This is a genomic window from Haliea sp. E17, from assembly GCF_048323675.1.
GTDB lineage: Bacteria > Pseudomonadota > Gammaproteobacteria > Pseudomonadales > Halieaceae > Mangrovimicrobium.
Genome location: NZ_JBLWFK010000007.1, coordinates 14316 through 26559, shown reverse-complemented (window position 1 = coordinate 26559; position 12244 = coordinate 14316). Strand labels below are relative to the sequence as shown.

The 12244-nt window shown below is 65.8% G+C and carries 9 protein-coding genes; 6 read left to right on the top strand and 3 right to left on the bottom strand.

Annotation, left to right across the window (positions count from 1 at the left end; genetic code table 11):
* Window positions 1-13: 13 nt before the first annotated feature.
* Both ACNKU3_RS17870 and ACNKU3_RS17865 read left to right on the top strand, forming a co-directional pair.
* Window positions 14-2320, top strand: coding sequence for an OmcA/MtrC family decaheme c-type cytochrome (locus ACNKU3_RS17870; RefSeq protein WP_418260919.1), 2307 nt, complete (start codon window positions 14-16; stop codon window positions 2318-2320).
* Between the two features lie 155 nt (window positions 2321-2475).
* Window positions 2476-3177: an OmpW/AlkL family protein gene (locus tag ACNKU3_RS17865; protein ID WP_418260918.1), complete on the top strand. Its 702-nt coding sequence runs from the start codon at window positions 2476-2478 to the stop codon at window positions 3175-3177.
* A gap of 61 nt (window positions 3178-3238) precedes the next feature.
* Here the strand turns inward: ACNKU3_RS17865 and ACNKU3_RS17860 are convergent, their stop codons facing one another.
* The gene (locus ACNKU3_RS17860; protein WP_418260917.1) at window positions 3239-3463 is read right to left on the bottom strand and encodes an amphi-Trp domain-containing protein; all 225 of its coding nucleotides are present in this window, start codon (window positions 3461-3463) and stop codon (window positions 3239-3241) included.
* Between the two features lie 105 nt (window positions 3464-3568).
* Here ACNKU3_RS17860 and trxC point away from each other — a divergent pair, with 105 nt between their 5' ends.
* Window positions 3569-4012, top strand: a complete 444-nt coding sequence (trxC, locus tag ACNKU3_RS17855) for a thioredoxin TrxC (RefSeq protein WP_418260916.1) — start codon at window positions 3569-3571, stop codon at window positions 4010-4012.
* A gap of 27 nt (window positions 4013-4039) precedes the next feature.
* Here trxC and ACNKU3_RS17850 read toward each other — a convergent pair whose 3' ends face one another.
* Window positions 4040-5929, bottom strand: a complete 1890-nt coding sequence (locus ACNKU3_RS17850) for a propionyl-CoA synthetase (RefSeq protein WP_418260915.1) — start codon at window positions 5927-5929, stop codon at window positions 4040-4042.
* A 172-nt stretch (window positions 5930-6101) separates the two neighbouring features.
* Here ACNKU3_RS17850 and ACNKU3_RS17845 point away from each other — a divergent pair, with 172 nt between their 5' ends.
* Window positions 6102-9611: a PAS-domain containing protein gene (locus ACNKU3_RS17845; RefSeq protein WP_418260914.1), complete on the top strand. Its 3510-nt coding sequence runs from the start codon at window positions 6102-6104 to the stop codon at window positions 9609-9611.
* A 102-nt stretch (window positions 9612-9713) separates the two neighbouring features.
* On the opposite strand, the gene ACNKU3_RS17840 is transcribed toward ACNKU3_RS17845, so the two are convergent.
* A complete protein-coding gene (locus ACNKU3_RS17840) occupies window positions 9714-10382 on the bottom strand; it encodes a response regulator transcription factor (RefSeq protein ID WP_418260913.1) in 669 nt (222 codons plus the stop codon).
* A 198-nt stretch (window positions 10383-10580) separates the two neighbouring features.
* Between ACNKU3_RS17840 and ACNKU3_RS17835 the strand changes: the two genes are divergently transcribed.
* Both ACNKU3_RS17835 and ACNKU3_RS17830 read left to right on the top strand, forming a co-directional pair.
* Window positions 10581-11882, top strand: coding sequence for a DcaP family trimeric outer membrane transporter (locus ACNKU3_RS17835; protein WP_418260912.1), 1302 nt, complete (start codon window positions 10581-10583; stop codon window positions 11880-11882).
* An 88-nt stretch (window positions 11883-11970) separates the two neighbouring features.
* Complete coding sequence (locus tag ACNKU3_RS17830) at window positions 11971-12240, top strand: DUF4212 domain-containing protein (protein ID WP_418260911.1); 270 nt, start codon at window positions 11971-11973, stop codon at window positions 12238-12240.
* Window positions 12241-12244 lie beyond the last annotated feature (4 nt).

The window sequence follows — 12244 nt, the reverse complement described above, 5'->3', positions numbered from 1 at the left end:
GCGGGAGAGGATTATGAGCACATCGGACTACAGCACAGGAAAATGCCGCCGCCGTCTCGGACTGGCCGGGGTGACCCTGCTGGCCTGCCTGCTGGCCGCCTGTGGCGGCGGCGGTGGCGGCGACCGCGCCGAGGGCGTGGATCCCGGGCCGACCGCTCCCGGCGGCGATGTGACCCCGCCGACGCCGGAGATTCCGGACCCCAGCCCGGCGCCCTATGCCGACGCAACGCAGCTGTTCGCCACCATCACCGCCGCCGCGCTGCCGGCGGACGGACGCCCGGTGGTCAATTTCCAGCTCGCCAATGAGAGCAACACCGCGATTACCGACCTCAGCGTGGATGACGTGCGCTTCATCATCGCCAAACTGCGCGGCAGCCCGCTGGGCAACCTCACCGGCAACTGGCAATCCTACATCAACCAGATCGAACAACCCGGCGTCGGCACCGGCACCGAACCGCGGCTGCAGGCCACCACCGAGAGCGGTGGCGAGCTGACCAACAACGGCGACGGCACTTACCGCTACCGCTTTACTACCGACATCAGCGCCCTGCCCGCCGACATCCTCGCCCAGGCCCAGAGCGAGGGGCTCGACCTGTCGCTGGAAACGGCGCGCACCCATCGTATCGCCATCCAGTTCAGCAACAGCGGCGACACCGCCAACCCGGTCTACGACTGGGTGCCCGACAGCGGCGCCACGGCCAACATCTTCCATCGCGATATCGCCGCCACCGCCAACTGCAACCGCTGTCACGACCAACTCGCCCTGCACGGCGGGGGACGGGTGGAAATCGAATACTGCGTGACCTGCCATAACCCGGGCAGCACCGACGCCAACAGCGGCAACAGCGTGGACCTCAAGGTGATGGCCCACAAGATCCACCGCGGCGCCAACCTGCCCAGCGTGCAGGCCGGCGGAGAGTACGTGATTTACGGCTTCCGCGACGCGGCCCACGACTACTCGCTGCTGCAGTACCCCCAGGACATCCGCCACTGCAGCAACTGCCACGCCGGCACTGCCACCGGCGATGCGGACGGCACTGTCGTCCTCACTGCGCAGGGCGACAACTGGAACGAGTACCCGAGCCAGGCCGCCTGCGGCAGCTGCCACGACGACCTCGACTTCAGCCAGCACGCCGGCGGCCAGGAGGACGACAGCCGCTGCGCCAGCTGCCACTCCGCCAGCGGCTTCGCCGGCAGCATCGCCGAAAGCCACCGTATCCCGGCGGAGGAACGGGCCAAGGAATTTGCGGCGACGGTGATCGGGGTGGACAACAGCGCGCCCGGCCAGCAGCCGGTGATCAGCTTCCGGGTGAGCAACCCCCTGACCGGCGAGGACTACGATCTCCTCAACGACCCGGTGTTTACCGGTTCCGGCACCTCCCTCAACGTGCGGGTGGCCTGGGACACCGCCGATTACCACAACACCGGCAACGGGGCGGATGACGCCAGTTCGGTTGCCGTGAGCGTGGCCGGCAACGCGGTCGCCAACGGTGACGGCAGTTACCGCATCACCCTTGGCCAGCCGATTCCCGATGCCGCTACCGCGCCCGGCATCGCCGCCAGCGGCAGCGGTGTGGCCGTCGTCGAGGGTCGCATCGCAGTCGAGGACGAAGGGGAAGCCCTGCGCGTGCCGCTGGACAACGCCCACGGCTTCTTCAGTATCGACGAGGCCGACGGCAGCGCCGTCGCCCGGCGCCAGTCGGTGACCATCGGCCAGTGCCAGGTGTGCCACGAGACCCTGTCCCTGCACGGCAACAATCGCACCAACAGCATCGACAGCTGCGTGACCTGCCACAACCCGCGCAACACCGACCGCGAGGTGCGCGAGATTGCCGCCAACCCGCCGACCGATGGCAAGGATGAGGAGTCGCTGGACTTCAAGACCATGATCCACGGCATCCACGCTGCGGCAATCCGTGAAAACCCGCTGCAGGTCGTCGGTTTCAGCGGCCGCACTACCTACGTCTACGACACCGACAGCGTGCATTACCCGGGGAATATCGGCAATTGCCAGGCCTGCCATACCAGCAGTGGCTTCACCCTGCCGCTGGCGGAGGGCGTGCTCGGCAGCAGCGTGGATACCGGCGCCCTGCACGACGACCCACGCGACGACGTGGTGGTCTCGCCAACCGCGGCGGTATGCTCCAGCTGCCACGACGATACGGTGGCCAAGTCGCACATGAGCGCCAACGGCGGTAATTTCAGCACCTCACAGGCCGCCCTGGACAATGCCGACGTGGTCGAACAGTGCAGTGTCTGTCACGGCAGCGGCCGAGTCGCGGACGTCGCCGAAGTACACCCGGTGCGCGCGCTGCCCTGACCCGTCAATACAACGCGGGCGTTATCGCCCGCGTACTGCAATTTGCTTGATTCACATCAATGAGTCGCTGCGGGTTCCTCCCTATGATGAACAGCAATAGGGGGGCAAGGCGCACGACGCCACTCGCCCTGTGTCCAAAGAAGGGAGAGTTGAACTTGAAAAAACTACTGAACCTGGCGCTCGCCACACTGGTGGCCGGCGCTGCCGCAAGCACCCAAGCCTACGAAACCGGCGACCTGATCCTGCGCGCCGGTGTCGTCACGGTGGACCCTGACGCCAGCTCCGACACCATCGACCTGGGTGTCGAAGGCGTCCCGACGCTGGAGGCCGATGTCGATTCCAGCACCCAGCTGTCGATTATTCCGGTGTGGATGCTCACCGAGAGCTGGGGGCTCGAACTGCTGGCGGCCACGCCCTTCGACCACGACATCAGCGTCTCCGGTGGCGGCCTCAACCTCGACGCCGGCAAGACCAAGCAACTGCCGCCGACCCTGACCCTGCAGTGGTATCCGCGCGGCGGGCAAACCGGCTGGCAGCCCTACCTCGGTATCGGCCTCAACTACACGCTGTTTTTCTCCGAGGACGTGGATGGCGAGCTCAAGGGCGCACTGAACGCGGTGCTCGGGGCGACCGATGCGAACCTCAAGCTGGACGATTCCTTCGGCCTGTCTGCCTCGGCGGGCGTGGACATTCCGCTCGGCGAGCACTGGTCGCTGAACGCCGGCCTGTGGTACATCGATATCGACACCGAAGCGACGCTCACCGCGAAATTTGCCGACGGCAGCAAGGCGCCGGTGAAATTTGACGTGGATATCGATCCCTGGGTTTACAACTTCGGTATCGCCTACAAGTTCTGATCGAGCAATAGCGCCCGCAACCGGTATTGCACACCTCCCGCGAAAACACGCGGGAGGTTTTTTATTGTTTCCACTTCAGTTCGATTTCGATACTGCCCTTTTTCTTTTTTACCTCCACCTCGATCTCCAGCCTGACCTCGTCCGGCACGCGGACGTGCAGCTTCTTTCCTTCGTACAGGTATTCCAGGCCGTTGTGACGCGACAGGGCGTCGGCAATGGCGCGCAACTGGTCCGCGGCGGCTTCGCGGCTGAGGGTGAGTTTGTCGGTAATTTCCAGCAGTTCCATGGCAACTCCTGAGTAGGGGAATGGTCTTTAAGGCACCGGCGGTCTACGCTTTCGGGTGTAAACCTGTACAGGATGGTAGTCGAAAAAGTGAGCGAGGACGCTTTCGTGAATAGCCCATGCCATATTGTTTGTCCCCACTGCGACGCGGTCAACCGGCTGCCGACGGAGCGGCTCGCCGCCCACCCGCGCTGCGGCAAATGCCACGCAGCCATCTTCACCGGCGTGCCCGTGGAGCTCGACAGCCGCCGCTTCCAGCAACACCTGGAGCGCAGCGATATTCCCCTGCTGGTGGATTTCTGGGCCGCGTGGTGCGGCCCCTGCAAGATGATGGCGCCGGCCTTTGCACAGGCGGCGCAGGTTCTGGAGCCGCGGGTGCGGCTCGCCAAACTGAATACGGAAACCGAACAGGCGGTGGCGGCGCGCTACGCCGTGCGCAGCATTCCCACGCTGATCCTGTTCAAGTCCGGGCGGGAGCTGGCGCGCCAGGCCGGCGCAATGGGCGCCGCCGATATCCAGCGCTGGACCCTGGCCCAGCTCGGCAGCGCCTGACCTGCCGCGCCTCGCGGCGCGGTGAGATCAGGCCTGTTGCGCCAGCGGGCGCAGCAGCGCTTCCAGCTCCGGCAGGCAGGCCGCGTCATCGATGGTCGAGGGCACGCTGTACTCCTCGCCGTCCGCCATCTGCCGCAGGATCTTGCGCAGGATCTTGCCGGAGCGGGTTTTCGGCAGGCGCGGCACCACCAGTGTGTCCTTGAAACTGGCGACAGCGCCGATCTCCTGGCGCACGCTGGCCACCAGTTCGTCGTGCAGTTGCTGCGGACTGATGTCGACACCGTCCTTCAGCAACAGCAGTCCCAGCGGTTTCTGCCCTTTCAGTTCGTCGTGGATGCCGATCACCGCGCACTCGGCCACCGCGGGATGCGCCGCCAGTACTTCTTCCATCTCACCGGTGGAGAGGCGGTGGCCGGCGACATTCATCACATCGTCGGTGCGCCCCATGATGAAGACGTAGCCGTCCTCGTCGCGGTAGCCGCCGTCTCCGGTCACGTAGTAGCCGTCGAAGGTGGCGAGGTAGCCATCGCGAAAACGTGGATAGTTCCCCCAGATGGTCGGCAGGCAGCCGGGCGGCAACGGCCGGCGCAGGGCGACGATACCCTGTTCGCCCGCCTCCACCGGCTGCCCGCGCTCGTCGAGGATGCGCACGTCGTAGCCGGGGACCGGAAAGGTCGAGGAACCGGGCCGCGCCGCCACCGGCTCGATACCCATGGGGTTGGCGCAGATCGCCCAACCGGTTTCAGTCTGCCACCAGTGATCCACCACCGGTACGCCGAGCAATTCGCTGGCCCACTCGTAGGTCGGCGGGTCGAGGCGCTCGCCGGCCATGAACAGGGTTTTCATGCAGGATACGTCGTAGCGGGCCAGCAACTTGCCCTCGGGGTCTTCCTTGCGGATCGCGCGGAACGCGGTGGGCGCGGCGAACAGGGCCTTCACCCCGTACTCGCTGACCACCCGCCAGAAAGCGCCGGCATCCGGGGTTTTCACCGGCTTCCCCTCGTAGAACACCGTAGACAGGCCGGCGATCAGCGGGGCGTAGACGATGTAGGAGTGACCGACCACCCAGCCGACGTCCGAGGCCGCCCAGAACACATCGCCCGGGTCCATGTCGTAGACCGCCTTCATGCTGTAATGCATGGCCACCGCATGGCCGCCGTTGTCGCGCACCACGCCCTTGGGCCGCCCGGTGGTGCCGGAGGTGTAGAGCACATAGAGGGGATCGGTGCCGAGGACCGGCGTGCAACCGGCCGGCTCGGCGCGCTGCATGGCCTCCTGCCAGTCGTGGTCGCGCCCTTCGCGCATTGCCGCCTCTACCTGCGGCCGCTGCAGGATGAGCGTGGCGCGGGGCTTGTGGGTGGCCGCCTCGATCGCCGCGTCCAGCAGGGGCTTGTAGGGAATGACCCGGTCCACCTCGATACCGCAGGAGGCGGACACCAGGACCACCGGTTCGGCATCGTCGATGCGGATGGCCAGCTCGTGGGCGGCGAAACCGCCGAACACCACCGAGTGCACCGCGCCGATACGGGCGCAGGCGAGCATGGCGACCGCCGCCTCCGGCACCATCGGCATGTAGATCAGCACCCGGTCGCCCTTCGCCACGCCCTGCGCCTGCAGGACGCCGGCGAAACGCGCGACCTGGTCGAGCAGCTCGGCGTAGGTAATCGCCCGCTTGCTGCCAGTGACCGGGGAATCGTAGTAGATGGCCACCTGCTCGCCGCGGCCCTGGGCGACCTGGTAGTCCAACGCCAGGTGGCAGGTATTGAGTTCACCGTCCACGAACCAGCGCTCCACGCCGTTGTCGTCCACGCCGAGCACTGTGGTGGGCGGGGTGAACCAGTCCAGCGCGGCCGCCCGCTCTCCCCAGAATTCCTCGGGTTGTTCGATGGAGCGACGGTATTCGTCCTGATAGAGCATACGGGTACCTGCAGACAGTCTTTATGTAACTGTCCAATGTAGTCCGACCTGCAGCGCAGGGCCATTCGACCAAAGTCGATTGACGCCGATACTCGGGCGCGGGCGGCCTCTGTTATCATCCGGAGACAGCGGCCGCCGGCCGACCCATAACAACGCTGAGGCCCGCCCACTGGTGTCATCCTCAATCCTGCTCAGTCTCGCCCTGCTGTACGTCTGCGTCCTGTTCACGGTGGCCTGGCGGGTGGACCGCAATTCCGACCTGGGCCTGAGCCCGACGCGCAGCGCCACCTGGCGCGGTTTTGTCTACGCCCTCTCGCTGGGCGTCTACTGCAGCTCCTGGACCTTCTACGGCGCCGTGGGCAGCGCCACGGCACAACCCTGGGGACACGTGCCGATCTATCTCGGCCCGATCCTGGTATTCCTGGTCGGCTGGCCGCTGGTGCGCCGCCTGCTCGACATGGGCGAGCGCCACCGGGTGACCTCCATCGCCGACTATATCGGCGCCCGCTTCGGCAAACGCCAGAGCCTGGCGATCCTCGCCACGCTGGTCGCCACCGCCGCGGTGCTGCCCTATATTGCCCTGCAGTTCCGCGCCCTCGCCCAGGCCTGGGCCATCGTCGGTGGTTCCGAGGCGCCGCTGCGCGAGATCGGTATCGACACCGTCATGTTCACCGCCATCCTGCTGGCGGTGTTCACCATCCTGTTTGGCGCCCGCCGCCTCGACGGCCACGAGCGCCACTTCGGCATGATGGCCGCCATCTCGGTCGAATCGCTGGTGAAACTGCTGGCCTTCATCCTGGTGGCTGCGCTCGCCATAGGCTACCTCTACCGCCTGCCCGAGGGTCAAGAACTCACCGCGACGACCAGCGCCCTGTGGCAATTCGACCTGAGCCCCGACTTTCTCGCCAGCACCCTGATCAGCGGGCTCGCCATCCTCTGCCTGCCGCGCCAGTTCCACGTCATGGTGGTGGAGGCGCAGCCGGGCACCGACGTGCGCCTGGCGCGCTGGATTTTCCCGCTCTACCTGCTGCTGTTCATGCTGCTGGTGGTGCCTATCGGCATCGCCGGCAGCGAAGTATTCGCGGTGGCGGACGATGTCGACCCGGACACCTTCGTGCAGTTGCTGCCGATCGCGCTGCAGTCGGACCTGGCCACGGTGGCCGCCTTTGTCGGCGGCATTTCCGCGGCCACCGGCATGGTGATCGTGGCCACCGTGAGCCTCGCCATCATGCTCACCAACGAGGTGGTCGCCCCCCTCCTGATGCGCTTCAACCGCCGCTCGCCCACCGCGGTGCTGCACCTGGGCGACAGCCTGCGGCGCACCCGGCAGATCATTATCGTCGCCATCCTGCTGGCGGCCTGGGGAGTCACCGGGCAGCTGATGTCCCTGCCCTGGCTGACCCAGATCGGCTTCATCTCCTTTCTCGCCTCGGCGCAACTGGCGCCGGCGGTGCTGGCGGGGCTGTACTGGCGGCGCGCCCACGGGGTGGCGGTGATGGTCGGCATCCTCGCCGGGCTGGCCCTGTGGTTCTACTGCGGCCTGCTGCCCGCGCTGCTGCCGGTATCGGACCCGCTGCTGACCCGCGGGCCCTTCGACCTGGCCTGGCTGCGGCCCATGGGTCTGCTCGGCATGGAGGGCGATTCGCGGCTGGCCTACGCCACCGCCTGGAGCCTCGGCGTGAACCTCCTGTGCCTGGTGAGCCTGTCGCTGCTGCTGCGGCCCTCCAACGCCGACCTGCGCCAGACCCGCCTGTTCCTCTCCGACCCCGAGGACCTGCACAACGATGCCAACGATGACTTCGAGCTGTCGCTGATCCGCGCCAGCCAGTTGCAGGCGCTGTTGCTGCCCTTTGTCGAAGCCGGCGAACTGCAGCGCATGTGGCAGTCCTATGAGGACCGCTACCAGCAGCGCCTGTTGCCGGGCGACCGGGTACCGCGCTTCGTGGTCAACCAGACCGAGTCGGTGCTGGCGAGCATGATTGGCGCCTCCTCGGCACACAAGGCCATGGAACAGCTGGAAAGCTTCCAGCAACTGGCCTACAGCGACCTCGCGGCCATGGTCAGCGACGCCAGCCGCCTCAACACCTTCAACCGGGAACTGCTGCAAACCACGGTGGAAAGCCTGGTACACGGCGTCTCGGTAGTGGACGAGGAACTGCGCGTGGTGGCCTGGAACGCGGTGTACCAGGACATGTTCAACTACCCCGAACGCTTCCTCTATATCGGCTGCCCGATCGAGCGGGTCTACCGCTACAACGCGGAACGCGGCTACCTCGCCGCCAACAGCGAGGAGAGCACCGAGGAACAGATCGCCCGCCGCCTGCGCTGGCTGCGCGAGGGCAGCGCCTACCGGCTGGAACGCACCCTGCCGGACGGCCGCCTGATCGAGATCCAGGGCAAGCCGATGCCCCGCGGCGGCTTCGTCACCACCTACATGGACATCACCCGCTACCACGAGATGCTGGCCGAGCTGCGCGACACCAAGGAAGAACTGGAGCAGAAAGTGGCCTCGGGCTCGGAGTCGCTGAGCGCCAGCAATGCCCTGCTGCGGCAGGAAAACCGCCTGCGCGCGGAAGCCGAATCGCGCCTGCGCGAGGCGCACATAAGTAAGTCGCACTTCATGTCGGCGGCCAGCCACGACCTGCTGCAGCCGATCAACGCGGCGCGCCTGTTCACCGCCAGCCTGCGCCAGCAGTTGAACGGCGAAGCCCGCCCGGAAACCCTGCACGTGGTGCAACAGGTGGATCGCTCGCTGCACCGGGCGGAACAGATGATCTCGGAGCTGCGAGAGATCGCCCGGCTCGACTCCGGGCGCCTGCAACCGCAGCGCCAGCCCTTCCCCGCCGCACGACTGCTGGACGCCCTGCGCGACGAGTTTCGCGATGCGGTGAACAGTCCCGCCCAGCGGCTGACCGTCATGCCGAGCTCCCTCTGGCTGCACAGCGACGAAGCCCTGTTGCACCGCATCCTGCAGAACCTGCTCTCCAATGCCCTGCGCTACGCGCCACACGGCCACATCGTGGTGGGCGTGCGCCGGCGGCCGGGCTGCGCCGAACTGCAGGTGCTGGACACGGGACCCGGCATTGCGGAGCGGGACCGGGTGGCGATCTTCCAGGAATTCCAGCGCCTGACCAAGGTCGGCGCCGGGCACAGTGATGGACTGGGGCTGGGGCTGGCGATCGTACAGCGCTGCGCCCGCCTGCTGGAGCTGCCCCTGCGCCTCGAGTCAGAGGAGGCCAGGGGGACACTGTTCGCCGTTTCGGTGCCGACCACGGCGCCCCAGGCCCTGCCGGTAGCGACGGTGGATGGCAACCAGGCCGACCTCGCCGGCGTCAGCATCGTCTGCCTCGACAACGAACCGCTGGTGCTGGAAGGCCTGCAGCGCCTGCTGGTGGATTCCGGCGCGCGGGTCGCCGCCGCCACCGACCGCCGCGGACTCGCCACCCTACTGGGCGGCGAACGCCCCGACATCATCCTCGCCGACTACCACCTGGACGATGGCGACACCGGTGTCGATGCCCTGCTGGCGCAGGGGATGGAGTTGCCGCCGGTGGTGATTCTCTCTGCCGACGACAGCGAGGACGTGCGCCAGCGGGTGCGCGATACCGGCTTCCGGTTCCTGCCCAAGCCGGTGAATACCGCGAGGCTGCGGGCGTTGTTGCTGGCGCTGTTGCGGCAGTAAATTTTAGGGAAAAGGGATGTTAAAAAGGGTTTAAAAAAGGGGTCAGAGTCGTGACTCTGACCCCTTTTTTAAACCCCTTTTACAACCTTTCCCAACCTCCAATTAAACCGGCGCCGTCAGATCCTCCGGCGGATCAACACTGAGGCTGGCCAGCGCCAGCACCGCCTGGGTGCGCGAATTGACGCCCAGCTTGCGGAATATCTCCGTCATGTGCGCCTTCACCGTCGCCTCCTTCACGTCCAGCTCGTAGGCGATCTGCTTGTTGAGCAGGCCTTCCACCAGCATCGAGGCCACGCGGAACTGCTGCGGTGTCAGGGTGGACAGCGCCTCCGCCACATCCAGCGCCTGTAAGCTGGCCCCACTGCTGCCTGATTTCAGGCCCGGGTGCAGGCCGCGCTGCCCCGCCATCACCGCCTCGATACAGGACTGGATGTCGTTGATATCCGCCGACTTGGAAAGGAACGCGGCGGCGCCGTGGTCCAGCGCGCGGCGCACGGTGTCGGGATGGGTGTTGGCGGAGATCATGATCACCGGCGCCGCCGGGAAGTGCCCGCCGAACCAGGACAGGGCGGAAAAGCCGACCGCCCCCGGCATGTGCAGGTCGAGCAGCAGCAGGTCAATGGCGCCGACACCCTGGGCGAGTTGCTGCAGCGCGTTCACATCGGAGGCCAGTTCCACCGCGTGCCCGGGGAACCGTTGCACGATCACCTGCTGCAGAGCGGCGCGAAACAGGGGGTGGTCGTCGGCTATCAGGATGGTATGGGTAGTCACGGCGCTCCCGGTCATTCTCGTTACTGGCCGGAGCAGGCTCCAACCCGGTCAATGCAATGTAAACCCCGCTACCGGCAAACGAAAGTCCGAAACCATCGACTTTGGTCGAATCAAGACCAAAGTCGAATACCGCAATAGCGACCTCCAACCAATACTGCTAGCGGCTCAATCCATAACCAGAAAACAGGAGCGATAATCATGCGCAAGCAGATAGTACCCATCCTGACCGCCGCCAGTCTCGCCGCACTGTCCACCCCTGCGTCCGCCGACGCGGTCACCGACCGCATCGCGGAACTGGAACGGCAGATCGCCGAACTCAAGGCACAGGTCACCTCCAACAAGGAATCCATCGCCACCCAGAGCGTGGAGATCGAGGAAGCCCGGCCCATGGCCAAGGGCACCAAGTTCACCTACGGCGGCTATATCCAGCTCGACGGCATCACCTCTGACTACAGCGACGGCAAGCCCGGCAACAAGCTGATCGATGATTTCCTGGTGGCCTCGCTGATTCCGGTGGAACCGGCGTCAGGTCCCAGCGACAGCTACCAGTCCACCAACCTCAGCGCCAAGAGTTCGCGCTTCTTCTTCACCACGGCGACCAACACCGACGTGGGCAAGATCTCCTCGCGCATCGAACTGGATTTCATGCTCAGCAGCCAGGGTGACGAGCGCATCTCCAACTCCTGGAGTTCGCGCCTGCGCCACGCCTTCCTGCAGTGGGATTACGACGAAGGCAGCTCGATCATGGCCGGCCAGAGCTGGTCGACCTTCTTCAACGTCGGCGCGTTGCCCGACAACCTGGACTTCGTCGGCCCGGTGGGCACCATCTTCGTCCGCCAGCCCCAGGTGCGCTGGACCATGGGCGGCCTGCAACTGGCGGTCGAGAACGCCGCGACCCGCTTGAACGGCGTCGACTGGGACAACGACCACGAGGGCATCCCCGACCTGATCGCGCGCTACAACGGCAATCTCGGCGACCTGTCCTGGTCGGTCGCCGGCATGGGCCGCGAGTTGAGTTACGAGAACCGCTCGGACCCGGCCATCGAGGGCGACAGCGACAGCCAGTACGGCTACGCGCTGTCCTTCGCCGGCAAGTGGATGCTGGGCATGGATGACTTCCGTTTCATGTTCAACTACGGCGACGCGCTGGGCCGCTACATGGGCCTCAACATCTTCAACGACGGCTACGTGGACGCCGGTGGCGACATCGACACCATCGACCAGTGGGGCGGCTTCCTGGCCTACCGGCACTTCTGGACCCCGCACTGGAACAGCACATTCTCCATTTCCATGGCGGAGGCCGACAACCCTGGTGTGGGTGACTACGCCGGCGCCGACTCGCTGGCCAAGGAATACCGTTCCATGCACGCCAGCCTCAACTACCTGCCGATGCCCAAGCTGCAGTTCGGCGGCGAGTTGGTCTACGCCAGCAAGGAGCTCGAGGACGGCCGCGACGGCGACATGAGCCGCTTCCAGTTCGCCGCCAAGTACGCGTTCTGAGCGTTCGACCAAAGTCCAACAGTATGGCCCTGGCGTCTCGCGTAGTATCGGGACGTCAGACAACATAACAACAGTGAGGAGATAGGCAATGTCCCCCTTGAATGAAGAACAGGCCCGCGCCTACTGGCGCCGCAACCTGAGCCTCGTGGTCAAGATGTTCGTCATCTGGTTCGTGGTCAGCTACGGTTGCGGCATCCTGCTCGTCGACGTGCTCAACGAGGTTCGCATCGGCGGCTACAAGCTCGGCTTCTGGTTCGCCCAACAGGGCTCCATCTACGTATTCGTGGTACTGATTTTCTACTACGCCCGCAAAATGGCTGCGCTGGACCGTGAGTTCGGCGTGGACGAAGACGAATAGGAGG